The organism is Nocardiopsis sp. iso_238 (assembly GCF_056173325.1).
Genome location: NZ_CM149668.1, coordinates 2,599,786 through 2,626,594 on the forward strand (window position 1 = coordinate 2,599,786; position 26,809 = coordinate 2,626,594).

Sequence of the window (26,809 nt, forward strand, 5' to 3'; positions counted from 1 at the left end):
CGGGCGTCCGCCGCGCACACGCGCGACGGACGCTCCGGACTCAGCCCCGCGCACCACCGCCCAGGATCCGCTCGACCAGGTCCGGGGCGGTGGTGCCGTACCCGGTCGCCGCCCACACACTGTGCTCCGCGGGCACCGCGTAGTACGGCGACGGCCGGTCCCGGGAGGTGTCCAGAACGGCCCTCGGGGGCACGTGGGAGCGCACGTCGCGTCGGCAGTCGGGACAGGCCGGAACCGTCGTCGCACGGGGGCTCGCCGGTACCCGCAGGCTGACCGGGGCCGTCACACCCTGGTGCCGGGGGTCGAAGAAGCAGTGGCGTGGTGAGGGACCCGCCGTCAGCGCCGCCTCGCAGTGGTCCAGCAGCACGCGTACCCCGACCAGGTCGGACATGTCACCGGCGGTGTCCAGCACCCGCGCGGCGGCCTCGTAGGTGGCCAGGGCCTTCGACGCGCGGGAGCGCGGCCCCTTGAAGTGGGCCACCCTGCGACCGTAGGAGGGCAGGTCCCGGGTGAGTTCCCGGCGCAGTTCCTCCTGGGCGGCGGCGTCCACCGTGTCGACCACGGCCTCCGAGAGAGGGACGACCCGGACCGGCCGGAGCGCGCGTCGGCGCAGGGCCCACAGGCCCAGGCCCACCAGAGGGAGCGAGGCGACCAGCACGACCACCAGGGACACGGTGCGGCGGCCCTGCTCGGAGCCGGACGCCAACCGCTCGTACTCGCGGGCCGCCGCCCGTTCGTCACCCAGCAGGTCCAGGGCGAGGTCGAGCCGTTCGTCCAGGTCGGCGCGGGCCATGTCGGGGCGTTCGTTGACCACGGCCAGGGCCATCCGCACCGTGTCCGAGGAGGGACCGGGTGTCCGGTCCCCGTCGGAGCGCACGGCGACCACGGTGTGACCGGTGCCCACCACCAGATAGGTGCCCTCCGCCTCGGCCCGGTTGGCCAACGCGGTGGCCATCGACCGGGGCGCGTTCTGCCAGGGAGTGACGGCGACGTACACGTGCGGCAGCTCCCGAGCGACGCGTTCGCTGAGCTCCACGGCCCGGACCTGGGACAGGATCGTCGACCGGTCGCCGTCGAAGTGCCGGTCGGGGTGGACGTAGACGGGGTCCTCGGCCAGGTGTTCGGCGACGACCACCGGACTGAGGATCCGGTCCGGGCCGGAATCCGCCGGAGCGGCCGCGGCTGCGGCGGGGGCGGACCACAGGACCGGCAGGCAGAGGAGCAGGGCGGTGAGGGCGCGGATCATGAGGGGACTCCCAGCAGTGTTCGGACCTGTGCGAAGGGCTCGCTACCGCTCAGCGCGGCCTCGGCCCAGGGGTCGTCCACGTCGGACACGTGCACACGGCGCCCCTCATGCCGGAGGTACATGCCCATTCCGCGGACCGACCTCGTGGACGCGCAGGCCGCGCACACCCTCCACCGGCGGCGGGTGCCGTCCAGGTGGAAGTCCCGCCGTTCCGTGGCCGGGACGTGCAGGGGGTTGTTCCGGCAGGGGGCGGCCTCGCCCGCGTGCGGATGGACGAGCGCCCTCCGTCCGTGCCGCGCCAGGACCAGCCCGCAGACCAGTGCCGTGACCGGGGGACCTGAGGAGGAGGCGATGAGCCCCGCCGCGTCGTAGGCCTCCCGTGCACGCGGCAGCCCCTCGTGGCCTGGAGGGGTCGCCTCGAACTCGCGGCGCAGCGCCCGCAGTTCACGGGCCAACCTGCTCCGGATCCGGCCGCGGGAGCCACGGCTGGCAACTGTGAACCAGGCCCCCGTCTCCTGGTCGGACGCGGGGGAGAGGTACCGAACGGACCACCTCAGGTACAGGATGGCGACGAGGACCCCGACCACGACCCCGGGGATCGCCATCAGCCATGCCAGCTCGCCGCGCGACATGATGTGGTCGGTCCGCTGCTCCACGTCGGGGTCGGCGTCACGGGTGAGCGGGGTGGCCTCCACGTGGGTCCTCGGTGACTCGTCCAGCACCGCGACGATCCTGGAGACGGAGTCCGCGGGTCGGAGGTCGTGCGGGAGGTCCGACCCGTCGAGTACGGGGGTGACGGGGCTGTCGAAGGCCGCCGTGGCCAACCGGCCGTCCGTGGTCACCGCCACGTAGACGCCGTCGGCGCCACTCACCTCGTGCAGGGCGTGCAGGAACAGGGTGGGCTGGCCGCCGGTCTCGTCCGTGGGCGGAGCGGCGTACATGACCACGTACAGGGGCACGTCGCCGTCGAACGCCTCGGAGACCTCGGCCGCCATCGCGCGCCGGGCCTTCTCGTCGGGTTGTCCGGGAAACAGGTGGCTCACGTGGACCGGGTCCCGCGCGAGTTCCTCGGCCACGCGTACGACCCGGGTCAGGTCGTCGATCTCCGCCACGTCGCGCGGGCCCTCGACGGAACTCTCCGCCAGGGCCGCGGGTCCGGGAAGAAGCATCGACGCGAACAGCGCGGTCAGCGCGAGCGCCAGGAGGCGGAGGGGCCTCATACCGTGCCCCTCCGAGACCGGCGGAACGTCGTCGCGCCGCCCACCACCAGGGCGGTGCCCAGTGCGCTCACCGCGAAGACGGCCGTGCCGGGCCAGGTGACGGTGAGCCAGCGCTGGGTCGGCCACCCCGCGGCGGCGGAGTCCGGACCCGGCTCGGCTCCGAGGCTCCGGACGTACTCGGTCTCGGCGCGGGCGGTCCGTTCGTCCAGGTTCGGGAAGGTGGCCGCGCGCAGCAGCCGGTCCAGCTGGTCGCGCGGATCCTCCGGGTAGGCCCCGGTGTAGGACGTGTAGGCGGCGGACTTCGAGGGGAGTCCCGCCCCGCTCAGAAGTGAGGCGCCCACGTGGTTCGTGTGGGGCGAGAACACCACGAGCGGGCGATCGCTCTCGTAGCGCACCGCGTCGGCCAACCGGCCGAGATCGGTGTGGGTCGGGTGGGCGACCACCAGGACGTCCAGAGGCACGCCCTCCTCGCGGACACGGGCACCCAGGTCGTCGGCGAGCTCCCGCCGGTCCAGGCGACCGGCGAGCTCCTCACTGACGAACACGCCGCCATGGCGGTCCAGCATGTCCGCGTAGAAGCCGGGGGAGTTCTCGGTCGGATCGGCGTGGGCCGGGGCGGCGAATCCGGCGAGCAGCACCGCGACGAGGGAGAACAGCAGGGGCAGGTGACTCCGACGGCCTGGGGGACACGGCATGGGAAGCCTTCTCTTCTCATGTTCTGTTGTTTTGTGCCACCTTATGTCGCCTCCCTCGTTCGGCCAGACCCGGCCCCGACCGCCTACCTGGCGCGTCGGACCCGGCTCTCGTCCCACACCGGCTCGTCCGACTCGTACACCCGGCCGTCGGCACCGAACACCACGAAACGGTCGAAGCCCCGAGCGAACCAACGGTCGTGGGTGACCGCCAGAACCGTCCCCTGGTAGGCGTCCAGGGCCGCCTCCAGCGCCTCCGCCGAGACCACGTCCAGGTTGTCCGTGGGTTCGTCGAGCAGCAGCATCGTGGTGCCCGAGAGCTCCAGCAGCAGCACCTGGAACCGGGCCTGCTGACCACCGGACAGGGTGTCGAAGGGCTGCTCGGCGCTGAGGGCCAGCTCGTAGCGGTCCAGGGCCCGGCCCGCCTCGTCCCGGGGCAGCCCGCGGCGGTTGCCCTGCCCGCTGTGCAGGATGTCGAGCAGTGTCCGCCCGACGAACTCCGGGTGCTCGTGGGTCTGCGCGAACCAGCCTGGCAGCACCCGGGCGCCCAACCGGGCCCGACCGGTGTGCGGCACCGGTTCGATCCGGGCCCGCTCCTCCTCGGGGACCAGCGAGGACTCGGGGTCGTCGCCGCCACCGGCGAGCAGCCGCAGGAAGTGCGACTTGCCCGAACCGTTGGAGCCCAGCACCGCGACCCGCTCGTCGTACCAGACCTCCAGGTCGAAGGGGCGCATCAGTCCGGTGAGCTCCAGGTTCTCGCACACCAGGGCGCGCTTGCCGGTACGCCCGCCGCGCAGCCGCATCCGCAGGTTCTGGTCCCGGGGCTGCTGCTGGGGCGGACCCGCCTGCTCGAACCTGTTCAGCCGGGTCCGCGCGGACTGGTACCGGGTGGCCATGTCCGAGTTGTAGGACGCCTTCTGCTTGTACATGGACACCAGGGCCCTGAGCTTGGCGTGCTCCTCGTCCCAGCGTTTGCGCAGCTCGTCCAGGCGGGCGAACCGCTCACGCCGGGCCTCGTGGTAGGTGTCGAAGGCACCGCCGTGCACCCACACGTCGTTGCCCGCCGCGCCCAGCTCCACCGTGACGATCCGGTCCGGGACCCGGCTGAGCAGTTCGCGGTCGTGGGAGACGAACAGGACCGACTTGGGGGTGGCGCGCAGGGCCTCCTCCAACCAGCGCTTACCCGGAACGTCCAGGTAGTTGTCCGGCTCGTCCAACAACAGCACCGGCGCGGGGCCGCGCAGCAGGGCCTCGATGACCAACCGCTTCTGCTCACCGCCGGAGAGTGTGCGCACCTCGCGCCACCGGCAGCGTTCGTAGGCGACCCCCAGGGCGGCCACGCAGCACTGGTCCCACACCACCTCGGCCTCGTAGCCCCCGGCGTCGCCGTACCGGGCGATCGCCTCCGCGTAGCGCATCTGCGTGGCCTCGTCCTCGGAGAGCATCATGGCCGTCTCGGCCGCCTCCAGATCCGCGTGGGCACGGCGCACGGTCGTGGGGGAGACCGACACCAGGAGCTCGTGCACGGTGGTGGCGTCCCGCACGTGCCCCACGAACTGCGGCATCACGCCCAGCTCGCCGTCGACGGTGAGCGCGCCCGACTGGGGCGGGAACTCGCCGCGCACCAGGCGCAACAGGGTGCTCTTGCCCGCGCCGTTGGCGCCCACGAGCGCGGTCTTGGACCCCTCGCCGACCCGGAAGGACACCCCGTCCAGCAGCACCCTCCCGTCGGGCAGGGTGTGTGTCACCTGGTTGACGTCGACGTAGCCCACGACCGCTCTTCTCCACTGCTCACGACTCCCGCGCACGCTCGGGCGGCGCGAAAGGTCAGCGTTCCACGGGGGGCACGGCCGGGCAATCGGTTTTCCGTCGAGCCCGGGACCTTAAGAGTCCCTTAGCTGACACCTAAGGTCCGGTGAAACCCGATGTGTGCCCGTTCACCCCTGTTCTAGCGTTCTTTGCGCCGGTCAGTGACCGGGTGTCCGTGGACGACGTGGTCCCCGGGCCAGAAGGCGGCGGAGAAAGGCGGCGGGGTGACTCTCACACAGGGAGCGACGGGCACACACGAGGCGACGGAGCCGACTCATCGGGTCTGCTGCGCCGATCCTCGCGAGCGCCCGGTCCCGATCGAGCGCATGTCGATGCTCTCCAACCAGGCGTCCGTGGCGCTGCTGGGGCCGGACGCGCGCCTGCTCTGGTTCTGCCACCCCGAGCCGGACTCCAACGCCCTGTTCGCGGAGGTCCTGGGCGGCCGTCAGGCGGGGGTCTTCGCGGTCACGCCCGCCCACGGACGGATGCCGCTCGGCCAGCGCTACCTGCCGGGCACCATGACCGTGCGCACCCGCTGGTCCCGCCTGTCCGTGACCGACTACCTCGCCCACGACCACGATTCCGAGCCCGGCCGCACCGACCTCGTCCGGGTCGTCGAGGGTTCGACACCGGTGAACGTCGAGTTCGCCCCACGTCCCGACTTCGGCCGCGCCCCGGTGCGGATGGTCGCGGAGGACGACGGACTGCGCGTCCACGGGGCGGACTTCCCCCTGGTCCTGCGCTCCCCGGGCGTGCGCTGGCACATCGAGTCCGAGGACGGCCGGGACACCGCCCGGGCCACCCTCGAACCGGTCCAGGGTGAACCGGTGGTGCTGGAGCTGCGCTGCGGCTCCGACTCCCTGACCGCGCACCCCGTCCCCGAGACCGACCGCCGCTCCCGGACCGAGGGAGGGTGGAACGACTGGCTCTCCGGTGTCCAGCTGCCCCAGACCCAGCGAGAGCTGGTGGCGCGTTCGGCGTTGACGTTGCGTGGGTTGTGCACCCCGACCGGTGGGGTGATGGCGGCGGCGACCACGTCCCTGCCCGAGGAGATCGGCGGGGTACGGAACTGGGACTACCGGTACTGCTGGCTGCGTGATGGCGCCCTGACCGTGCAGGCCCTGGTCTCGCTGGGCTCGACCACCGAGGCCGAGGCGTTCCTGGACTGGGTCCACCGCGTCGTGGACTCCCTGCCCTCGCCCGAACTCCTGCGCCCCCTCTACTCGCTGCGCGGCACCGACCTGGGCCCCGAAGAGGTCATCGAGTCCCTGTCCGGCTACGCCGGATCCCGCCCCGTGCGCATCGGCAACCTCGCCGACCACCAGGTCCAACTCGACGTGTTCGGCCCCGTCGTCGAACTCATCACCCACCTGTGCCGCGCCCGCGGGGAACTCACCGACCGCGACTGGGACCTGGTCCGCTCCATGGCCCAGGCCGTGGCCCGCCGCTGGCACGAGGCCGACCACGGCATCTGGGAGGAACGCGACGAACCCCGCCAGCGCGTCTACTCCAAGGTCATGTGCTGGCTCACCCTGGACCGCGCCATCACCCTGGCCGAGCGGTACGGGCGCACGGTGGACCCCACCTGGCCCGACCTGCGCACCGACATCGCCCAGGAGGTACTGGAGAAGGGCTGGAACGAGCAGGCCCAGGCCTACACCACCGCCTACGACGGCACCGACCTGGACGCCGCGTCCCTGCACATCGGCCTGTCCGGGCTGATCGACCCCGCCGACGAGCGTTTCCAGGCCACCGTCACCGCCGTGGAGGCCGAGCTGCGCTCCGGGCCCACCGTGTACCGGTACCACCGCGACGACGGCCTGCCCGGCGGCGAGGGCGGCTTCCACCTGTGCACGACCTGGCTGATCGAGGCCTACCTGCTCACCGGCAGGCGGGCCGAGGCCGAGGAGCTGTTCAAGCACCTGGTGGACAGCGCCGGACCCACCGGTCTGATCCCCGAGGAGGTCGACCCGGTCACCGAGCGTGCTCTGGGCAACCACCCCCAGGCCTACTCGCACCTGGGCCTGATCCGCTGCGCCCAACTCCTCGACCAACACTGACCCGAGAGCAGGGGGCGTTCCCGGTGGAGCGCCCCTGCCCGTTCACGGCGTGGGACGTTCTTCGGCAGCCATTCCTGTGCCACTTTGGTCGTCCGGGTCGCCCGGAAACGGGTCTGGCCCGCCGTTCCCAGCCCTGAACGGAGCGTGAGCCACGAAGGCACCAAACAAGCGCCTGGCGCTCCTGATCGACGCGGAGAACACGAGTCCCGCTTATGCAGAGTGTCTGATCGCAGAAGCCGAGAAACTCGGGGTGGTGCGTGTCAGGCGCGCTTACGGGAACTGGAATGGCAACCAGCTGAAAGGCTGGAAGGGCAAGCTCGGCGCCCACCGAATCCAACGGGAACAGACCTGTGGTAGGGGCAAGAACGCGGCCGATTTCGAAATGGTCATCGGAGCGATGATGCTACTGGACCAGGGTCTCTGCGACGGGTTCTGCCTTGTCTCCAGTGATGGCGACTTCACGATTCTGGCGATTCACCTGCGCGCGTCAAACCGATTGGTCTACGGCTTCGGAGAGCGCAAGGCCTCTCAGTCCTTTGTTGTGGAGTGCTCTGATTACTTCTTCTTGGAGGAACTTCTGGCGGCCTCCAGTCAGGCCGGGGAGAAGGGGGTTGTGCGGCAAATCAAGGGCAAGTTGAGGGATGCCACTCCTCCGATTGGCCTGCTCCGCCGCGCGGTGGAGGCGTGTCGAGGAAGAAAGGGATGGGCTGACTTGGGTGCGGTTGGCAGCTTCATCAGGGAGCAGAAGGTCGACTTCACGGCACGAAAATACGGCTTTGCCAAGCGCAGTCAGGTTTTCTCAGCGAAATGATCTTCGTGAAGTGGGTTGATCTGAGTGCGTCAGCCCGAGTGGGACATCGGTGCCTTGACCATGGAAGGGCGTGAAGCCCTGGCAGGACGGGTCTCACCACAAGGTCGTCCGTTTGGTCACTTATGCTGCCATGCTCGATGTCCCACGCCCGATGGTGGACTACCTCGCCTGCCTCCGGGCCGCATACCGCCGCCTCATTGGCACGTCGCGTGGTTCGCGGAAGCTGGGCCCATTCCGTCAAGCCGTGTTCGTTCTGCGCTGGTTCCGCGAAGCTGGGTGCGTGCACTGCCTGGCCCGCAACAGGGGAATATCGCAGGCCACCGGCTACCGCTATCTCCACGAAGGCATCGACGTTCTGATCATACAGCGCCCCCGATCCTGCTGAGAATATGTCAATCGGGCTCTATTCCGGCGGGAGCCTAGAGAGGACTTGGCTGCCTATTGTAGAACTCGCAGTGTATGGATCGTTTGCCTGGAAATCCAATGCGCCCGCAGTGACGGAGTAGCTGCCGCTCACTGCCGAGTAGCCGTATCCGTCTACATCATTCGACTGTTCCCATTGTCGTTGATTGTCAACGTGTCGTGTGGCTGCTTCGTTATCGTCATAGGCAGTGACTGACACCATCACAATTAATCCAGGATCTTCGGCGGTGTATTCCGCTTTGATATTTGCGATGCAGCCCCAGTCTTCCTTGCACTCGCCCCAAGTGTCCGGGCGGGAAGTGGCTGTCAACGTCCAACCCTGATGAGTAAACGACACCGGAAACAGTTCGGTGCCACTAGGCTTAGCTGCGAACTCAAAGCCGAAAATCTTCGATGTGAGCGCGTTCCAGTCAGGAATCCCGAAGAAGGTGAGGATGCCCAACACCGAGGCTATGACTCCGATCGCTGCCGCAGCACGCTTCCCAAAGTTCGAATCGTTCCCCATGCGCGACTCCTGCGGCTAGGGCTGTCTGGCCAAATCCGCACACGCCCCATCGACGTGCCGATGTTGCACTCTATCTCCAGCCTCGATCTTTCGTGGCAGTCCGTCGGATTCTCTGGCGGTCCGTTTCGGTCGTCCGGGTTGATCACGTGCAGGTCTGCGGACCGGCTTTCGCGTCGGGTTCCACAGTTCCGGTCGGGGGTGGTGCTGCTCGTAGGGACAGAGACCTGCTGGTCAGCCGGGGTTCGGCATGGACGCGAGCCGTTGCACGGCTTCGGTGATCACGTCGGTCCAGGGCCAGTCAGGGTTTCTCAGCGAAATGGGCCGCGCAGAGTCGGGTGAATCACTGGTATGGGGACGAGTTGGGCGACTCTGCCCTGAGTGGCGGGCAGACGTGAAGCCCCTGGTAAGAACGGGTCTGCCAAGATCTCGTCCACACAACCAGAGGCTTCACGTTGGTCCCCCATCTTGCCACTCTCGATGTCTCACGCCCGGTGGCGGAATACCTGGCCCGGCTGCTGGGTGCCCACCGCCGACGCATCCGCACACCGCGTGGCAGCCGGGTGCTGGGCCTGTTCCGCCAGGCGGTGATGGTGCTGCGCTGGTTCCGCGAGGCTGGGTGCGTGCACTGCCTGGCCCGGGACGCCGACGTCTCCAGGCCACCGGCTACCGCTACCTCAACGAGGGCATCGACGTCTTGGCCGCCCCCGCGCACCTGGCCTGCACCACGTCCTTGCCCGCTGTCGGGCTGAAGGACCCAGCCACGTGGTCTTGGACGGCACCCTGATCTCGTGCGACCGCTTCGCCGGCATCCGGGAGATCGGCAATGACCTGTGGTACTCGGGCAAGGCCCGCCGCTTCGCCGGAAACATCCAGTTCTTCGCCGCTCCTGACGGCACCCCGCTGTGGATATCCGAGGTCGAACCCGGCTCGACACCTGACATCACCGCCGCCCGCATCCACGCCCTGTACAAGGCAGCCACCGACGGCATTCCCACCCTCGCCGACTGGGCTACCAGGGCGCCGGCATCCACACCCCACCCCCGTCCACCCCGACCGCCCCAAAACCTCCTGCCCGGACAACCGCACCCACGACCGAGTCCTCCGCGGACTGCGTGCCCTGGGCGAACGCGCTGCTGCCTACCTCAAACAGCGCTGGCGAGCCCTCCAACACGTCACCCTCAGCCCCACCCGCATCGGAGCCATCACCCAAGCCGCCCTCGCACTCAACCAAGCATGGAAATGACTTTCGCTGGGAAAACCTGAGTGATCTCTTCGCCGCCACGAAGGAGTTCGAAGTGAAACGTCAGGCAAGGGGCAAGGGAGATCTGGCCTTGGTCTACGCTCGCCTGCGGCCCTCCACCGCCTGACCGTCGCCCCCGCACTCGTCGAGATCCCCTCCGAGGTCTCGCCCTCAACCCGATCGCCGAAGGCGCCAGGCTCGGGGCTGCTCCTCCGCGTGCGGTACGTCCAGCAGGGCGAACCTCGCCCGTACCCGTGCCCCGCCCAGCCTGCCGCGCTCCAGGTGGACCGTCCCGCCGGTGGCCTCCACCGCGTGCCGGACGATGTCCAGCCCCAGCCCGGTCGACCCGCCGCCGCTCGTTCCCCGCCGCAGGGCAGCGGTGGGATCCGCGAACCCCGGCCCCGCGTCCTCCACGAGCAGCGTCACCCACCCCGCGTGCGCCACCACCGCCACCGCGAACGGGCGGTCCGCCGGGGTGTAGCGGAAGACGTTGCCCACCAGCGAGTCCAGGACCGCCGCGCACTCCTGCGCGGAGAGCGCCACCCGGCACTGGGTGTCCGGCAGCTCCAGGGTGACCTCCCGGCCCTGGTCGTTGGCGAGCATCGACCAGAACCCCATGCGGTCGACCACCGCCTCGGACAGGTCGCAGGCGCGTTCGACCTCCGGACCCGTCTCGTGCGGGCGCACGTCGCGGATGATGGCGTCCACGTCCCGCTCCAACGCACCGATCGCGCCCCTGATCCGCTCGCCCTCCGGGCCGGGAAGCGGTTCGGCGTCCAACCGCAGCGCCGTCAGCGGGGTGCGCAAGCGATGAGACACATCGGCGGCCATCTCCCGTTCCTTCGTCAGCAACCCCTGCACGCGCTCACCGATGGCGTTGATGGACTCACCGAGCACCACCAGGTCACGGGGGCCGTGTACGCGTATCCGGGCGTTCAGCCGCCCCTCGCCGATCTCCACGGCGGTGTCCGCGAGGGCGCGCAGCGCACGCCGGGCCGGTCTGCTCAGCCGGTCCGTGATCAGCACCGCGCCCAGCACCACGAGCACCGCGATCACCACCAGGCCGCCCAGGACCGGTCCCAGGCCGCGAACCGCCTCCCCGCGGGGCTGGTACACCTCCACCACGGCCACGTCGTCGCCCGACTCCGCCCCGGCCACCTGGAGGTACGCGGTTCCCTCCTCGACGGGGACCTCAGCACGGGCCCCGGTCCCCGCCCCGGTGCGCCGCAGCTCCGCCACGTCCGCGTCCCCGGCCCTGCTGGCGCCGACGGTCGTCCCGTCGGGCAGGTGCACCGCCAGGTGCCCCCGGGCCCCCGCCGAGGTCGAGGCCACCACGCGCCGCAGCAGTGCGGGATCGGGGTCCACCTCGGCCACCGAGGCCACCGCCCCGGCCTGCGACCAGACCTGTTCCTGGGCGCGTTCGCGCGCCTCCCACCAGGCCCACGCGCCGGTCACACCGATCATCACCACGGCGACCATCACCGTCGCGAGGGTGACGGCGCGGGCCAGCAGCCTCCTCACACCGGTTCCACCAGCTTCAGCCCCACGCCCCGCACCGTGTGCAGGTAGCGGGGCTGGCTCGCGCTCTCACCGAGCTTGCGGCGCAGCCACGACATGTGCACGTCGATGGTCTGGTCGTGGCCCACGAACGGGTGCTGGTGCCACACCGCCTCCACGAGCTCGCGGCGGCTCACCACCCGGCCCGTGTGCTCTGCCAGGTACGCCAGCAGGTCGAACTCCCGGCGCGACAACTCCAGGGGGATGCCCGCCAGCGACGCCTGCCGCCGTGTCAGACTGATCGACAACTCGCCCACGGTCAGCTCGCCGGGGTGGGCCGCGCCCGCCGAGGCCCGGCCGGACCTGCGCAGCAGCGCGTTCATCCGCGCGGCCAGCTGGGTGCTGGAGAAGGGTTTGACGACGTAGTCGTCGGCACCGTCGTTGAGCAGGCGCACTATCGACTGTTCGTCACCGCGCGCCGTCGCCACGATCACCGGCACGTCGCTGTGACCGCGCAGCATCCGCAGAGCGGCAGCGCCGTCCAGGTCGGGGAGCCCCAGATCCAGGATGACCAGGTCGGGTTCGTGCCGGGCGGCCTCGCGCAGGGCGTCCAGGGCGGTGCCCACGGGCAGCACCACGTGCCCCAGACCACTCAGCGCCCGCACCAGGGCGCCCCGCACCATCTGGTCGTCCTCGACCAGCAAGACCGTTGCCATGCGCACACGTTAACGAATGTTGCACCTTCACACGAGTCCGGCTGCGTCCCGTGATCAGGCGGAACACCGCTGTGACGGGAGGGTGCGGGACCGGTGCGGTTTAAGTCGAACGAGACGCTGCGTTAAGGCTTCCTTAGGGAGCGCGACACTACTGTCGTCACACATCGCCGGTGGTGGTGCGCGTCACAGCGGCGCGGCCCGCGACCACCGGCCCGACCGGCTACCGGGCACCAGTGTGCCCGTTCCACGGAGGTGTCGTGGCGGAAATCGTGATCGACGGCCTGGGCAAGGTCTACGCGGACGGAACCCGCGCGGTCAACGACCTCTCCCTCGACATCCAGGACGGCGAGTTCCTGGTGCTGGTCGGACCCTCCGGCTGCGGCAAGACCACCGCGCTGCGGATGGTCGCGGGGTTGGAGGCCATCAGCGAGGGCACCGTGCGCATCGGTGACCAGGTGGTCAACGATGTTCCCGCGCGTGACCGGGACGTCGCGATGGTGTTCCAGTCCTATGCCCTCTACCCACACCTGAACATCTTCGAGAACATCGCGTTCGGGCTGCGCCTGCGCAAGGTGCCCAAGGCCGAGATCGACCGGCGCGTCCGCGAGGTCGCCCGCGTCCTCGAACTGGAGGAGCACCTCACCCGCAAGCCGGGCAACCTCTCCGGCGGCCAGCGCCAGCGGGTGGCGATGGGCCGGGCCATCGTCCGCGAACCCCGGGCGTTCCTGATGGACGAACCCCTGTCCAACCTGGACGCCAAGCTCCGCGTGCAGATGCGCGCCCAGATCGCCCGCATCCAGCGCGACCTCGGCGTCACCACGGTCTACGTCACCCACGACCAGACCGAGGCGATGACCCTGGGCGACCGGGTGGCCGTCATGAAGCGCGGCGTCCTCCAACAGGTCGGCCCGCCCCAGGAGCTGTACGACCACCCCCGCAACCTCTTCGTCGCCGGGTTCGTCGGTTCGCCCGGCATGAACCTCATCTGCGTGGAACTCCACGAGGGCGACAGCGGGTTCCGCGTCCGGATCGGTGACCAGCACCTCGACCTGCCCGACAGCCTCCTGCACCGCCGTCCCGCCCTGCGCGGCTACGCCGGGGCCAAGGTCGTCGTGGGCATCCGCCCCGAGGACATGGAGGACGCCGGGATCGTCGGCGGCACCGAGGGGGCCACGCTCACCTCGGTCGCGGACCTGGTCGAGGCCATGGGCTCGGACGTCCTCGTCCACTTCCCCCTCGACGCCGCACCCGTCGTCACCGAGGACACCCGCGAACTCGCCCGCGACGCCGGGACCGACGAGACCCTCCCCGCGACCGACGACGGCGTCGTCCTCGTCGGCCGCTTCAGCCCCCGCACCCACGTGTACGAGGGCCAGACCATCACCGTGGCCGTCGACACCGAACGCCTCCAGTTCTTCGACCCCGCCACCGGTACCGCCATTCACGACTCCTGAGGAGCGTCCCCCATGACAGCGCCCACGTCCCACCGCACCCACCGGACCAGAGTCCTCGGCGGGGCCGCCGCCGCGCTCGGCCTCACCCTGGCCGCCACCGCCTGCGGCGGGGGCTCCACCTCGGCCTCCGGCGCCGACCTCGACGGCCAGACCCTGGAGATCGTCGGCCCCTGGGCCGGTGACGAGCAGGTCGCCTTCGAGCAGGTCCTCGCGATCTTCGAGGAGCAGACCGGCGCCACGGTCTCCTACAGCGGTGCCGGTGACGACCTCCAGACCGTGCTCCAGACCCGCATCCAGGGCGGGGACGAGCCCGACGTCGCGCTCATCCCGCAGGCCGGGCTCATCGAGCACTTCGCCGCCGACGACGTCCTGGTCCCGCTCTCCGACGACGTCGTCCAGACCCTCGACGAGAACATGGCCGGCGCCTGGGCGGACATCGGCTCGGTCGACGACACCCCCTACGGCGTCTACCTCAAGGTCGCCAACAAGTCCCTGGTCTGGTACAACGACGAGCTGTTCGCCGAGACCGGCGCCGTCCCGCCGGAGAACTGGGAGGAGTTCGTCGAACTCTCCGAGAACCTCTCCGACGTCGGCATCAGCCCCTTGTCCGTCGCCGGTGCCGACGGCTGGGTCCTCACCGACTGGTTCGAGAACGTCTACCTGCAGACGGCGGGACCGGAGAAGTACGACCAGCTCGCCTCACACGAGATCCCGTGGACGGACCCGACCGTCGAGGTCGCCCTGGAGACGCTGGCCGAGATCTGGGGCCAGGAGCAGCTCATGCTGGGCGGCGGCAGCGGCAGCCTCCAGACCGACTTCCCCACCTCCGTCGTCAACGTCTACAGCGACGACCCCGACGCCGCCATGGTGGTGGGCGCCGACTTCATCGGCGGGGTCGTCTCCGCCAGCACCAACTCCACCGTGGGCGAGACCGCCCAGATCTTCCCCTTCCCCAGCATCGCCGGTGAGGGCGACGCCGTGGTCGTGGCCGGTGACGCCGCCGTCGCCATGAGCGACAGCGAGGCCACCATGGAGCTCCTGCGCTTCCTCGCCTCCGAGGAGGCCGCGGCCGAGTGGGCGTCCATCGGCGGGTTCATCTCCCCGAACCAGAACCTGACCGCCGACGACTACGCCGACCCGGTCCTGGGCCAGGTCGCGGAACAGGTCGTCGACGCCGGTGACAGCGTTCGCTTCGACCTCTCCGACCTCCAGCCCGCCGCGTTCGGCGCCACCGTCGGAGACGGCATGTGGCAGACCCTCCAGGACTTCCTGGGCGACCCCTCCGACGTCGAGGGCACCATGGAGCGCCTCGAGGCCGAGGCCGCCCGCGCCTACGGGAACTAGACGGAGCCCGCGAACATGACCTCCAACGACACCAGGGCCGCCGACGGCGCGGCCCGCGCGGACGGGACCCCGGCGGGGAAGCCGTCCAGCGGGCCGCCCGACGGCAGCCGCCCGGGATGGCGGCGCCTGTTCGGCCCCGCCACCCTGTTCCTGCTGCCCGCCCTGCTCTTCCTCGGCGTCTTCCTGGCCTACCCGGCCGTGTACTCCGTGGTGCGCAGTTTCTTCGACGCCTCCGGATCACAGTTCGTCGGTCTCGACAACTACGCCCGGATGTTCACCGACGACCGCACCCTCACCGCGATCCGGAACACCGGTATCTGGGTCCTGGTCGCCCCCGCCCTGGTCACCGGCCTGGGCCTGGTCTTCGCGGTGCTCACCGAGCGCGTCCGCTGGGCCACGGCCTTCCGGATCCTGCTGTTCATGCCCATGGCGATCTCCCTCTTCGCCTCCGGCATCATCTTCCGGCTGGTCTACGACGAGAACCCCGACCGGGGCGTGGTCAACGCCGCCGTGGTGACCGTGCACGACGCGTTCGCCTCGCCCTCGGAGTACCCCGGGGCACGCCCGCGCGGTGAGGAACTCGACGCGGACCCCTCGCTGGGCGGGTTCACCACCACCCAGGCGTACGCGCCGGGTGACACCGTGGCGCTGCCCCTGGTCGGCATCCGCCCCGGGGAGGTTCCCGAACAGGCGGCCCCGGCCACCGCTCCCGAGCCCTCAGGGGACACCATCGAGGGCGTGGTGTGGCTGGACGTGGCCCTCGGCGGCGACGCCGGGACCATCGACGACGGTGAGAACGGCCTGCCCCGCATGATGGTCGACGCCCTCCGGGACGGGCAGGTGGTGGCCAGCGCCACCGCCGGTGACGACGGCCGCTTCACCCTCACCGGCCTGGAGCCGGGGGAGTACGAGATCCACCTCGCTGCGGACAACTTCACCGAGTCCTTCCGCGGCCTGACCTGGCTGGGCCCGGCCCTGGTCACCCCCGTGATCATCTCCTCGTGGGTGTGGATCATGACCGGCTTCGCGATCACGTTCATCGCCGCCGGGCTGTCCGCCATCCCCAGGGACGCCCTGGAGGCCGCCCGGGTGGACGGCGCCACCGAGTGGCAGGTGTTCCGCAAGATCACCATCCCGCTCCTGGGCCCGCTGCTGCTCGTGGTGTTCGTGACCCTGATGATCAACGTCCTGAAGATCTTCGACCTCGTGTTCGTGATTGCCCCGGGATCGGTCCAGGCCGACGCCAGCGTGATCGCCCTCCAGATGTGGCAGGTGTCCTTCGGCGCGGGCGGCAACCAGGGACTGGGCAGCGCCCTCGTGGTCCTCCTGCTGGTCCTGGTCCTGCCGATCATGTACTTCAACATCCGCCGTTTCCGACGGGAGCGCTCGTGACCGCCACGCCCCAGAAGTCGCCCTCCGTCGTCGAGGTGTCGGTGTCCGGCGCCCCGCGCCGGGGCCTGGCGTCCCGGATCGTCTCCAAGCTGGGCTCGGGCACCCTCCAGGTGGCGCTGACCCTGGTCGCCCTGTTCTGGATGGTGCCGGTCATCGGCCTGCTGCTGGTGTCGCTGCGGTCGGAGGCCGACAACACCAACAGCGGTTGGTGGACGGCGCTGCTCAAGCCCACCGAGCTCACGCTGGACAACTACCGGTCGTTGGTCGACAACGACGTCCTCGTGCAGTCGTTCTTCAACACCGTCTACATCTCGGTCCCCTCGACCCTGCTGGTCGTGGGCATCGGGGCGCTGGCCGCGTACGCGCTGGTGTGGATGGACTTCCCCGGCCGCGACTGGATCATGGTGGCCGTGGTCGGGCTGCTCGTGCTGCCCATCCAGGCGGCCCTGATCCCCATCTCGCAGCTGTACGGCGCCCTGGGCATCTTCGGGTCCATCGTCGGCGCGATCCTGTTCCACGTGGCCTTCGGGCTGCCGTTCGCGGTGTTCCTGCTGCGCAACTTCTTCGTGAACATCCCGCGTGACCTGCTGGAGGCGGCGCGGATGGACGGCGCCAGCGAGTGGCGGATCTTCCGCAAGGTGGTGCTGCCGGTGGCCCGCCCCGCGCTGGCCTCACTCGCGGTCTTCCAGTTCCTGTGGGTGTGGAACGACATGCTCGTGGCCCTGGTGTTCACCAGCCCGGACTCGGCCCCGCTGACCGTGGCGCTGCGCTCGCAGCTGCGCCAGTTCGGCACCAACATCGACGTGCTGGCCTCGGGGGCCTTCCTGTCCATGCTGGTGCCGCTGCTGGTCTTCTTCGCCTTCCAGCGCCACTTCATCCAGGGGGTGTTCGCGGGCTCCGGCAAGTAGCCCGCACCACGATCCACCCACGATGGCGCCCTCCCGTGGCGCCGGGCCCCGCGGAACACTCCCTCACTCCCACCGCGGGGCCCCTTCGTGTTCGCGGGGGCCGGAACGGGTCGCTTCCGTGCGCGGCCGGGCGGCTCAGAGCGGCGGCTCAGCCGGGCGGGTTCAGCGGGGCGGCAGCTCCGGGGAGCGTTCCCCGGCCATCCACAGCCCCAGGGTGTGCCGGTCCACCAGGACCATCCCGGTACCGGCCTCCCGCTCGGCCTCCCGAGTGAACCCGTTCGAGGCCACGAACATCCCCAGGTAGCCCTGGTGTCCTCCAGCGAGCGCCCCGAGGAAGGCCCGTACCTCGTTGGGCGGCACCGGTCTGCGCCAGCGCTTGCACTGCACGGCCAGCGGTCTGCCGTCCGGCGTCTGCGCCCGCAGGTCCACGCCCCCGTCCGAGGCGCCACCGACCACCGCCACCCGGGTGTAGCCGTGGGTGCGCAGGAGCAGCGCCACGTGGTGCTCGAACTCGGTCCCCGTCATGGTGTCGATCCCCGCGATCCCCGTTCGCGCGACGAGCCACCGCTCCCGGGCCAGCCGGGCCCTCGACCACACCCACCAGCCCAGCGCGGCCACCGCGGCCGCCGTCGTCAGGCCCCCGGCGAGCCACAGGCCCGGACTGTCGGCGTTGTCGAACACCCACCCCAGGCCCAGCAGGAGCGCCACCACCGCCAACGGGAGTGAGCCCCGCAGCCGCCGCACCCATCGCCGCCCGCGCCGACGCTGTCGCACACTCACGCTTCTCCCAGGGGGTGGGGACATACCGGGGCACATCATTGCACGCGGTGACGGCCCTCCTCCACGCGGTGACCTCACCCGGCCGCTGGGCGCCGACGACCCGGGACCGGACCGTCTCCGGTCGCTGCGACAATGGCCCAGTCGTGGTTTCGCACACGGGGGTGCGGGACCGGCCACGAGAACACGGGGGTGCGGCGGTGGCCGAGCGCAGGGCTCTGGATCTGGACGCGCTCGCGGTCAGTGACCGCTTCCGGCTGTTCAACTTCACCCGCCGCGACGACCACGTCACCTACCTCTGGGTCCTGCGCTCCGTGGACCGCCTGCGCGAGGTCCACCAGGTCCAGGTCGGCGCGGACGAGGTCGAGTCCACCCTGCGCGAGCTCACCGCGCACCACGCCGAGGCCCCCGAGGTCCCCGCCCAGGGGCTGCGCCACCGGCTCGACGAACTCGCGGCGGACGGCGTGCTGCACCGCTTCGACGACGCCTCCCGTGCGGGCACCCTGGCCAGCTACCGCAACCGGCAGTCCGTCTACCAGTTCAGCGAACTCGGCTACCGCGCCTACCACGCCGTCGAGAACCTCCTGGGCGCCCGGGTGGAGGACGTCAACCTCTCCCGCCTGGTCTTCTCCGACGTCCTGGAGGACCTCGGCGCGCTCGCGGAGGCCAACCGCACCGGCCGGGTCGAGGACGTCTACCGCCGCCTGTCCCGCCTGGACGCGGTGATGGAGGACATGGGACGGCGCTCCGCACAGTTCCACGTGACCCTCGGGGAGATCCTGCGCTCCACCGAGGCCTCCTCCGAGGTGTTCCTGCGCCACAAGAACGCCCTGCTCGTCCACATGTCCGACTTCATGGCGGAGCTGGACCGCTACCTGCCCCGCCTGGACCGGGCCGTCCACGAGGTCGAGGCCACCGGCCTGTCCACCCTGCTCTCCCGCGCCGCCGAGGCCGACGAACGCCTCTTCATGCACCGCACCGAACGCCTGGAGGACTGGTCCCGCCGCTGGTGGGCCGTGCGCGCCTGGTTCGCCTCCGAGAGCGGGGCGCCCACACGCGCCGCCGAGCTCGGCCAGGCCACCCGTTCCGCGGTGTCCGGGGTGGTCGCCCTCCTACGGCAGATCACCGAGGCCCAGCGCGGCGGCGTCAACCGCTCCACCCAGCTGCGCCACCTGGCCGCGTGGGTGTTCGACACCCCCGACGACGGCGCCGCGCACGCCCTCATGGGGGCCGCGTTCAACAGCCGCTCCGCCCGGCACCTCGGGGTGGCCCACGAGGACGGCGACGAGTTCGCGCCCACCGACTCCTGGCACGACGCCGCCGGGGTGGAGGTGTCGGTGACCCTGTTCCGCAGTGACCGCTCACCCAACCACGGGGTCCCCAAACCGGTCCGCCGGGACACCGGTGCCCGCTCCGAACTGCGCCGCCGCCAGACCGAGGACCGCGAGGCCGAACGCGCCTCCGCCGCGCGGCTGATCCGGGAGGGCGCCCACCAGCGCGTCCTCGACGACAGCGACACCAAGGTCCTGCTGCGGCTGGTCACCAAGGCCCTGGAGTCGCGGTTGGTGTCGTACACGAAACGGGACACGTCACCGGCCCTCGTCGGACTGCTGAAGTCCGCCACCGCCGACGACGCGGGCACCCTGATCAGGCTCCTCCCCGACGAACGGGGCAGTACCGTGCGCACCTCCCAAGGCCGGATCCACCTCCCCGGCTTCCGGGTGGAACTGGCCCCCCGCGCCGCCCGGACGACCGCCCGGAAGGGGAACCGATGACCCGGCACGCCCGGCCCCGCGTCGAGACCGTGGACCTGGGCTCCTACCAGCAGGCCGTGCGCAAGGTCCTCACCTGCGACGTCATCACCGCGTCGCGGCCGCGCCCCGGCGTCCTCGACCAGGTCCTCCACTGGGCCGACCAGATGTCCGAGGACCTGCGCGCCCTGTTCGGATACACCCTGGTGGCCACCACCGACCACGTCCGCCTGGTGCGCGAACTCGACCTGCTCGACCCCACCCAGCGCCAGGCGTTCGCCCGCAAGGGCAGGCCCTTCGACCGCCGCCGCCTGGCCTACCTCTGCCTGCTCCTGGCCGCCTTCCAGCGCTCCCAGGTGGAGATCAGCCTCGGTGACCTGGTCCGGGGGTTCACCCCCTCGGCCAACGAGATCGAGGGCCTGGGCTACGACCCCACCGACTCCACCCACAAGGCGGCGCTGGTCGACGTCGCCCACTGGCTCCTGGACCGGGGCGCACTCCACCTGTCCGACGGCTCCGTCGAGGCGTGGGCGCGCGGCGGCGACCAGGGCGACGCCCTCTTCGACATCGACCACGAGACCTGCGAGGTCCTCTTCCGGCCCACGCGCCCCATCCAGCACCTGAACAGCGCCTCCGGGCTGCTCAGCGATCCCCTCGGCCCGGACGCCCCGCGAGAGCGGGCCGCCCAGCGCGCCCGCCGCCTGCTGCTGGAGTACCCGGTGGTGTACTACGCGGACGTGGAACCCGAGGTGGCGGCCGCCCTGCGCGGCAAGGGACCCGCCGAGGAGGTGGCCCGCCTCACCGGGACCAAGCTGGAACGCCGCGCCGAGGGGGTCCTGCTGGCCGACGCCTCCGGCGCCTTCACCGACCGCGCCTTCCCGGGACGGGGCGGAGCGGTCACCCGCACCGCCGGATTGCTGCTGGCCCAGGTCGCCACCCACTTCGAGGAGTCCTGGGCGGCCCTGGCCCACCTGTCCGCGCCCGGCCCGGTCCACGAGCACCCCGACCTGGTCGCCCGGATCGACGCGGGGGTCCCCCGGGAGGGTGTGGTCACCGAGCTGGCCTGGGCAGAGACGGACCAGACCCCCACGGTGGGGGAGCCCGCCTCGCTGCCCCTGGTGGAGCGCGAACGCCTGGAGGACATGGTCGCGGACCTCTTCGAGGAGTTCGGCGCCGCGTCCTTCACCGCCACGTGGCAACAGGACCCGCACGGCCTGCTCGACGCCGCCCTGGCCCTGCTCACCGACCTCGACCTGGTCAGACCGCTCCCGGGCGGTGTCCTGGTCACCCCCGCCGCCCTGCGGTACCGCAACATCCGGGGCGCCCTGCCCGAACGCCCCGACACCGGCCTGCTGCCGTTCGGGCCCCTCGAACCGGCCGACGAACCGCCCCCGACCGACCCCGACGACACGCCCCCCGCCCCGCCCGAGACCGAAGGAACCGAGGAAGCCGCGCCATGACCCGCAGGAGCGACCGCTTCCGGCCCAGCCGGGCCGGAGTCGTCAACGTCTGGGACTACGTCGACGAGGAGTTCGCCTTCGCGGACGGCCGCCTCGTCCTGCGCGGCCACAACGGTTCGGGCAAGACCAAGGCGCTGGAGGTGCTGTTCCCCTTCGTCCTGGACGGCTACACCGACGCCCGCAGGCTCGACCCGTTCAGCGGCCAGAACCGCACCATGAAGTCCAACCTCCTCTACCGGGGGGACGAGTCCGCGCACGGGTACGTGTGGATGGAGTTCGCCCGCGCCGCCGACGACGACGCGGGCACCGAGACCGTCACCCTCGTCATCGGCATGCGCGCGCACCGCCACCGGGACGGCGTCAACCCCTCCTTCTTCGTCACCGACCAGCGCCTCGGCGTGGACTTCGGGCTGCTCTCCGCGGACAACCGCCCGCTCACCGAACGCCAGCTCAAGGCGGCCCTGGGCGAGGACGCCCACCACCCCACCGCCGCCGACTACCGCCGGGCCGTCGACGCGCGCCTGTTCGGGCTGGGGGAGCGGTACGTCCAGCTCCTGGACCTCCTGCTCGCCCTGCGCCGCCCCCTGCTGGCCAAGGACCTGGACCCGGAGAAGGTCTCGCACACCCTCACCGGCGGGCTCAGCCCCCTGGACGACGCCCTCGTCGACCAGGCCGCCCGGGACTTCGCCAACCTCGCCGCCGTCCAGCGCCGCTTCGCCAGCGCCACCGCCGCCCACGAGGCCGCCCGGACCTTCACCGGCGTCTACGCCGACTACCTGACCGCCAACGCCCGCCACCGCCTGTCCAGGGTCGCGACCGCCACCGAGCAGGCCGACACCCACGCGCGGACCGTGGCCGAGGCCGCCGTCGAGCTCGACCGCGCCACCGACGCGCGGGACCGGGCCCGCGAGCGAGCCGCCGGGCTCTCCGGGGAGGCCGCGCGACTGGACGCCCAGTGCACGGCTCTGCGTCAGCACGAGACCCTGCGCGACCAGCAGGCCCTCCAGGTCCGGAGGGAGGGCAACGACAAGCTCGCCCGTCAGATCGACACCGGCCAGGCACGCGTGCGGGCCCAGGAGGAGGAGATCTCCCACCTCACCGGTGAGGCCGCCCGGGTCGCGGAACGGGTCGGGCACGAGCGCGCCCGCGCCGAGGAGCTGCGTACCGAACTCGTGGCCGCCGCCGAGCGGTCCGGCATCGTCCACGACGCCGAGGGCGACGCCGACACCGGCGACGACCTGCCCGAGACCGCCCGCGCCCGGGCCAGCGCCCGGCTCGACGACGTGCGGGCCGTCCGCGAACGGCTCGCCGCCCAGGACCGCGCCGAGGACGGGCGCGGACGCGCCGAGTCCACCGCCGCCAGGGCCGAGGACGCCCTCGTCCGGCAGGAGGAGGCGTGCGCCGAAGCCGAGGAGGAGCTCGCCGGTCTCCGCCGCACCGCCACCGAGGCCCTGGACGCGTGGTCCGCGCGCTGGGAGACCGTCGGTCCGGACACCCTGACGGCCCTGCGGGACACCGTGGCGCGCTACGGGGAGGCGGACACCCCCACCCTCGCGCAGGTGTTCAACGAACACGTCCACGACCAGCAGCTCCAGGCCGCCACCCGGGCCAACACCCTGGAGTCCGAGCGGAACGCCCTGGGCGAGGAGCTGGCCTCCGTCCGTCGCGAACGCGACCACATCGCCGCCGAACGCGACGACGCGCCACCCGCCGAACCCCTGCGCCCCGCCTCCCGCGACGAGCGCCCCGGCGCACCGCTCTGGCAGCTGGTCCGCTTCGCCGACCACCTCTCCGACGACCACGGCGCCGCCGTCGAGGGCGCCCTGCACGCCGCCGGGCTGCTCACCGCCTGGATCCACCCCGACCCCGACCTCACCCGCCAGGCCCTGGAGCGGGGCGAGGCCGACGCCTACCTGCTCCCCGGCGCCGGGACCACCGGAACGACCCTGGCCGATGTCCTCGTCCCCGAGACCCAGGACCACGTTCCGACGGACACCATCGCCCGACTCCTGGCGTCGGTCCCGTTCGGAGACGGGGACCTGCCCGTCGACACCGGGGTGGACACCGGAGCCCGCTTCCGGCTGGGGCCGCTCACCGGTGCCCACCCCAAGTCCGCCGCCGAGTTCATCGGCGCGACCAACCGCGCCCAGCGCCGCCGCGAACGCCTGGCCGCCCACGACGCCCGCATCGCTGAGCTCTCCTCGCGCCACACCGAGCTCGGTGAACGGCTCGCCCGAGCCCACGAACTCCTCAAGGACTTCGACCGCGCCCGCGCGGACCTGCCCGACGCCGCCGGGGTGGTCCGGGCCCTGCGCGCCCTCGAACGCCACTCCACCCTCCTGACCTCGGCCCGCTCCGCCCGGGCTGAGGCCAGACGCGACCTCGACGCCGCCGTCGCCCAGGTCGACGCCGAACGCCGACAGGTCCGCGCCGTGGCCGCCGAACGCGCCATGCCCACGCGGAGGGAGGACGTCGAGGCAGTCGCCCTCGCGGCGGAGACGTTCCAGGACACCGCGCGGAAGCTGCACGCCACCCGCGCCGACATCACCGAGTACGAACACGACCTCACCGGGCGCCAGGACACCGTCGCCCGGCTGACCGAGGCGCTGGAGGGCGACCGCGCCGAGCTCGAACGGAGCCGCGGCGACCACCAGCGCGAGGCCGAGGAACTGGCCACCCTGGAGGCGTCCGTCGACGCCCCGGCACGAGAACTCCTCGCCCAGTTGGAGCGGGCCCAGGAGGAGCTCCGCGAGGTCCGGGCGCGCGGGGCCGAGGCCACCGAGGAGGCCTCTCAGGAACACGACAACGCCGTGCGCTCCGAAACTCTCCGTGACAGCGGTCGGGACTCCCTCGCCCGGGAGCTGACCACCCTCTTCGAGCACGCCGCCGCCTTCTCCGGACTCACCCAGCCCACCGTGCGCGAGATCGTCGGAGTCCGAACGACCGGCACCTGGCCCCTCCCCGACCAGTGGCCTCACCCCGAGGAGGCCGCCCGCCGCCTCCTCACCGGCGAGGCCTCCAGCGTCCGCGAGGTCCTGCCCGGCGCGGCCGCCGCCCTGCTCGACGCCTTCACCGAGGCGGTCGGCGGCAGGGACGTGGGGGACACCGAGCTGCGCACCGTCGGCAACCGCATGTCCCAGGCCCTGCGCACCTTCCAGGAGGCGCTCGGGGGAGACGCCGAGGGCTACCGGGTGGACCACGAGGTGGGCCCCAGCGGTCTGGTGACCGTGCACGTCAACGACGAGAACGGCCGCAACCCGGTCTCCTCCTTCGCCCGCTCCGTGGCCGAACGCGTCGAGGAACAGGGCGCGCTCCTGCGCGAGGAGGAACAGGGGGTCCTGGAGGACGAACTCCTCGGCGGGATCGCCCAGCAGGTCCACGACCGCGTCCGCGCCGCCAAGCAGCTGGTCCGCGCCATGGACCGCGACACCCGCGCCCGGCCCATGTCCTCCGGAACCCGGGTGGGTATCCGGTGGTCGCGGTCGGACGGCCTCTCCGAGCCGCAGCGGCTGGCCACCGAACTCGTGCGGCGTGACGGCGCCGGACTCGGCCCCCGAGGGCTGGGCGAACTCCGCGCCGTGCTGCGGCGCATGATCCGCGACTACCACGCCACCCACCCCCGGGCCAGCCACAAGCAGGTCCTGGCGGCGGTCCTGGACTACCGCGACTGGTACCGGTTCGAGCTGCGCCTGGCCGAGCCCGGCAAGGACGAGGTCACCCTCACCAAGAACAAGCACGAGCAGATGTCCGGCGGCGAGAAGTCCGCCGCCATCCACCTGCCCCTGTTCGCGGCGGCCAACGCCCTGTACTCCTCGGCGGCGCCGACCTGCCCCCGGGTGGTCGCGCTGGACGAGGCCTTCGCGGGCATCGACGACCGCTACAAGCCCGAACTCATGGGCCTGACGGTCACCTTCGACCTGGACATGTTCATGACCGGCCACGACCTGTGGGTGCACTACGACACCGTCCCCATGGCCGCGCACTACGACATGCACCACGACAAGGCCAGCCACACCGTCTCGGCCCTGCTCATGCTCTGGGACGGGGAACAGACCCTGGACGCGGACGCGGGCTTCGCCGGGAACGAGGAACTCGCCGCCGAACTCCTCGGTATCACCCCGACCCGCTACGTCCCCCAACCCACCGAGGGCACCCTCCTGGAGGAACCGGCGTGAGCACGCACGAGGACCTGGCGGTCTTCCGAAGCTCCCGGTTGAGGACGTTGCTGACGAGGTCTCACAAGGAGCTGGCCAAACGCGACGGCGCGCTCTCCGGGAGGTTCACGCTCAGGGACCTGGACGCCCATGACGCCCAGAACATCCGGAGCTTTCTCGGTTCGGAACCCGGGAGCCGGCCCGATCAGGTGAAGGTCCACCTGGCGCACCTTGACGACATCGTCCGCCGGGGCTACGGGCTCGGCCTCCTGGAGCTCTTCGACGCGCTCGGGAAACCGGTGTCCTTCCGGAACCAGGAGCGGGAGGACGAGGCGGATCTTCGTGAACTCATCCTCGTCCCCGCCCTGGCCAGCCCGCTCCACGATCAGCAGTGGTTCCGCTCCTGGCTCGAACACCCGACCACCCGGTCCGCCGTCTCCCGGCGAGTCCGTACGGGGGAAACCAAGAGCTTCGAGCACGCCGTCCAGGTCCTGGAGGCGGTGGAGGAACACGGCTCACTGACCGCCGGTTCGGGCGCCTCGCCGCTGCTGCTCCAGCACCTGGCCGTGAAGGTCACCGGAGACACCAAGGCGCTCAACAACAGGACCCCGCTGTCCAGGCTCGTGCTCCCCGCCCTCGCCGCGCGTTGCGGGGTCACCCGCCCCGACGAGGGAGACGCGGAGGAGTGCCGGGCCCTGTGGGAGGAGAACGACGTCGTCCAGGACGACCTCGCCAGCCGCGTGCTGGTCCTCAACCTCCCCGCCGAAGGGCCCGTCCTCGGGCCGTGGCTGACCGAGGCGGCCGACCACGGGGTCCCCTTCCAGGTGACACTGCACCAGCTCGCCCGTTTCCCGCCGGTCCCCACCTCGCCGGTGATCCACGTGTGCGAGAACCCGGCGGTGCTCCGGAAGGCCGCCGAAGCGCTGGGGGCGGCGTCGGCGCCGCTGATCTGCACGGAGGGGTGGCCCTCGGCCGCCTTCCACCGGTTGGCCGCCGCCGCGGTCGCGGCCGGAGCCCGCCTGCGCTACCACGGGGACTTCGACTGGGACGGGACGCACATCGCCCAACGCGTGATCGAGCGCTACCACGCGGAGCCCTGGCGCATGTCCGCCGCCGACTACCTCGGCCACGTCCGTACCGAGTCCCCCGAGCTCAGGGGGAGGGAACGCGCCACCCCCTGGGACCCCGCCCTCGCCGTGGCCATGTGCGAGCGCGGCCGGGTGGTCTTCGAGGAGTCGGTGGACTCCGCCCTGCTGGGGGACCTGAGGGTGCGGTGACCCCCGGTGGACAAAACGGGCGGCACGGGGGAGTAGTGTTCCGTCATCGCGCCCGCGACGTGGGCGAACGTGG

At 71.4% G+C, this 26,809-nt stretch carries 18 protein-coding genes and 1 pseudogene; 11 read left to right on the forward strand and 8 right to left on the reverse strand.

The genetic code is table 11. From position 1 onward, the window contains the following. Positions 1-40 precede the first annotated feature (40 nt). The 4 genes from AC0VYL_RS11495 to AC0VYL_RS11510 all read right to left on the reverse strand — a co-directional run bounded on the left by AC0VYL_RS11495 (position 41) and on the right by AC0VYL_RS11510 (position 4,930). Entirely contained in the window at positions 41-1,246 is a 1,206-nt protein-coding gene (locus tag AC0VYL_RS11495; RefSeq protein ID WP_475483105.1) for a hypothetical protein, read from the reverse strand. Then, a complete protein-coding gene (locus AC0VYL_RS11500; RefSeq protein ID WP_475483106.1) occupies positions 1,243-2,466 on the reverse strand; it encodes a hypothetical protein in 1,224 nt (407 codons plus the stop codon). Before AC0VYL_RS11500 ends, AC0VYL_RS11495 begins: the two co-directional genes overlap by 4 nt. Next, complete coding sequence (locus AC0VYL_RS11505) at positions 2,463-3,161, reverse strand: hypothetical protein (RefSeq protein ID WP_475483107.1); 699 nt, start codon at positions 3,159-3,161, stop codon at positions 2,463-2,465. The genes AC0VYL_RS11500 and AC0VYL_RS11505 overlap by 4 nt, the downstream gene beginning before the upstream one ends. 83 nt (positions 3,162-3,244) lie before the next feature. Next, positions 3,245-4,930, reverse strand: coding sequence for an ABC-F family ATP-binding cassette domain-containing protein (locus AC0VYL_RS11510; protein WP_475483108.1), 1,686 nt, complete (start codon positions 4,928-4,930; stop codon positions 3,245-3,247). Positions 4,931-5,191: 261 nt separating this feature from the next. Between AC0VYL_RS11510 and AC0VYL_RS11515 the strand changes: the two genes are divergently transcribed. Both AC0VYL_RS11515 and AC0VYL_RS11520 read left to right on the forward strand, forming a co-directional pair. Further along, complete coding sequence (locus tag AC0VYL_RS11515) at positions 5,192-7,027, forward strand: glycoside hydrolase family 15 protein (protein ID WP_475483109.1); 1,836 nt, start codon at positions 5,192-5,194, stop codon at positions 7,025-7,027. A gap of 181 nt (positions 7,028-7,208) precedes the next feature. Continuing rightward, the gene (locus tag AC0VYL_RS11520) at positions 7,209-7,838 is read left to right on the forward strand and encodes an NYN domain-containing protein (RefSeq protein ID WP_475483500.1); all 630 of its coding nucleotides are present in this window, start codon (positions 7,209-7,211) and stop codon (positions 7,836-7,838) included. 403 nt (positions 7,839-8,241) lie between these two features. On the opposite strand, the gene AC0VYL_RS11525 is transcribed toward AC0VYL_RS11520, so the two are convergent. Continuing rightward, complete coding sequence (locus AC0VYL_RS11525) at positions 8,242-8,766, reverse strand: hypothetical protein (protein ID WP_475483110.1); 525 nt, start codon at positions 8,764-8,766, stop codon at positions 8,242-8,244. Between the two features lie 452 nt (positions 8,767-9,218). Here AC0VYL_RS11525 and AC0VYL_RS11530 point away from each other — a divergent pair. Continuing rightward, a pseudogene (locus tag AC0VYL_RS11530) lies at positions 9,219-10,009 on the forward strand (transposase family protein). 168 nt (positions 10,010-10,177) lie between these two features. On the opposite strand, the gene AC0VYL_RS11535 reads toward AC0VYL_RS11530, so the two are convergent. Continuing rightward, a complete protein-coding gene (locus AC0VYL_RS11535) occupies positions 10,178-11,527 on the reverse strand; it encodes a sensor histidine kinase (RefSeq protein ID WP_475483111.1) in 1,350 nt (449 codons plus the stop codon). Next, complete coding sequence (locus tag AC0VYL_RS11540) at positions 11,524-12,219, reverse strand: response regulator transcription factor (RefSeq protein ID WP_475483112.1); 696 nt, start codon at positions 12,217-12,219, stop codon at positions 11,524-11,526. The genes AC0VYL_RS11535 and AC0VYL_RS11540 overlap by 4 nt, the downstream gene beginning before the upstream one ends. 257 nt (positions 12,220-12,476) lie before the next feature. On the opposite strand from AC0VYL_RS11540, the gene AC0VYL_RS11545 reads away from it, so the two are divergent. From AC0VYL_RS11545 to AC0VYL_RS11560, 4 genes are read left to right on the forward strand one after another with little or no spacing between them, the layout of a single operon-like run. Continuing rightward, positions 12,477-13,673: an ABC transporter ATP-binding protein gene (locus AC0VYL_RS11545; RefSeq protein WP_475483113.1), complete on the forward strand. Its 1,197-nt coding sequence runs from the start codon at positions 12,477-12,479 to the stop codon at positions 13,671-13,673. A gap of 12 nt (positions 13,674-13,685) precedes the next feature. Further along, positions 13,686-15,017, forward strand: a complete 1,332-nt coding sequence (locus tag AC0VYL_RS11550; RefSeq protein ID WP_475483114.1) for an ABC transporter substrate-binding protein — start codon at positions 13,686-13,688, stop codon at positions 15,015-15,017. Between the two features lie 15 nt (positions 15,018-15,032). Further along, positions 15,033-16,409 (forward strand): ABC transporter permease, encoded by a 1,377-nt coding sequence (locus AC0VYL_RS11555; protein ID WP_475462730.1) that lies wholly within the window; start codon positions 15,033-15,035, stop codon positions 16,407-16,409. Beyond that, a complete protein-coding gene (locus tag AC0VYL_RS11560; protein WP_475462731.1) occupies positions 16,406-17,317 on the forward strand; it encodes a carbohydrate ABC transporter permease in 912 nt (303 codons plus the stop codon). Before AC0VYL_RS11555 ends, AC0VYL_RS11560 begins: the two co-directional genes overlap by 4 nt. A 162-nt stretch (positions 17,318-17,479) precedes the next feature. On the opposite strand, the gene AC0VYL_RS11565 is transcribed toward AC0VYL_RS11560, so the two are convergent. Further along, positions 17,480-18,091 (reverse strand): restriction endonuclease, encoded by a 612-nt coding sequence (locus AC0VYL_RS11565; protein ID WP_475483501.1) that lies wholly within the window; start codon positions 18,089-18,091, stop codon positions 17,480-17,482. A 203-nt stretch (positions 18,092-18,294) separates the two neighbouring features. Here AC0VYL_RS11565 and AC0VYL_RS11570 point away from each other — a divergent pair, with 203 nt between their 5' ends. From AC0VYL_RS11570 to AC0VYL_RS11585, 4 genes are read left to right on the forward strand one after another with little or no spacing between them, the layout of a single operon-like run. Then, a complete protein-coding gene (locus tag AC0VYL_RS11570; protein WP_475462732.1) occupies positions 18,295-19,869 on the forward strand; it encodes a TIGR02677 family protein in 1,575 nt (524 codons plus the stop codon). Beyond that, complete coding sequence (locus AC0VYL_RS11575; protein ID WP_475462733.1) at positions 19,866-21,305, forward strand: DUF2398 family protein; 1,440 nt, start codon at positions 19,866-19,868, stop codon at positions 21,303-21,305. Before AC0VYL_RS11570 ends, AC0VYL_RS11575 begins: the two co-directional genes overlap by 4 nt. Beyond that, positions 21,302-25,480: a TIGR02680 family protein gene (locus AC0VYL_RS11580; protein ID WP_475483115.1), complete on the forward strand. Its 4,179-nt coding sequence runs from the start codon at positions 21,302-21,304 to the stop codon at positions 25,478-25,480. The genes AC0VYL_RS11575 and AC0VYL_RS11580 overlap by 4 nt, the downstream gene beginning before the upstream one ends. Beyond that, a complete protein-coding gene (locus tag AC0VYL_RS11585; RefSeq protein WP_475483116.1) occupies positions 25,477-26,736 on the forward strand; it encodes a TIGR02679 family protein in 1,260 nt (419 codons plus the stop codon). Before AC0VYL_RS11580 ends, AC0VYL_RS11585 begins: the two co-directional genes overlap by 4 nt. Positions 26,737-26,809: the final 73 nt, after the last annotated feature.

What these genes read in the sequence shown, in the direction of transcription:
- AC0VYL_RS11495 (WP_475483105.1), bottom strand. Translation starts at nt 1,246, where the DNA reads ATGATCCGCGCCCTCACCGCCCTGCTCCTCTGCCTGCCGGTCCTGTGG.
- AC0VYL_RS11500 (WP_475483106.1), bottom strand. Translation starts at nt 2,466, where the DNA reads ATGAGGCCCCTCCGCCTCCTGGCGCTCGCGCTGACCGCGCTGTTCGCG.
- AC0VYL_RS11505 (WP_475483107.1), bottom strand. Translation starts at nt 3,161, where the DNA reads ATGCCGTGTCCCCCAGGCCGTCGGAGTCACCTGCCCCTGCTGTTCTCC.
- AC0VYL_RS11525 (WP_475483110.1), bottom strand. Translation starts at nt 8,766, where the DNA reads ATGGGGAACGATTCGAACTTTGGGAAGCGTGCTGCGGCAGCGATCGGA.
- AC0VYL_RS11540 (WP_475483112.1), bottom strand. Translation starts at nt 12,219, where the DNA reads ATGGCAACGGTCTTGCTGGTCGAGGACGACCAGATGGTGCGGGGCGCC.
- AC0VYL_RS11550 (WP_475483114.1), top strand. Translation starts at nt 13,686, where the DNA reads ATGACAGCGCCCACGTCCCACCGCACCCACCGGACCAGAGTCCTCGGC.
- AC0VYL_RS11555 (WP_475462730.1), top strand. Translation starts at nt 15,033, where the DNA reads ATGACCTCCAACGACACCAGGGCCGCCGACGGCGCGGCCCGCGCGGAC.
- AC0VYL_RS11575 (WP_475462733.1), top strand. Translation starts at nt 19,866, where the DNA reads ATGACCCGGCACGCCCGGCCCCGCGTCGAGACCGTGGACCTGGGCTCC.
- AC0VYL_RS11580 (WP_475483115.1), top strand. Translation starts at nt 21,302, where the DNA reads ATGACCCGCAGGAGCGACCGCTTCCGGCCCAGCCGGGCCGGAGTCGTC.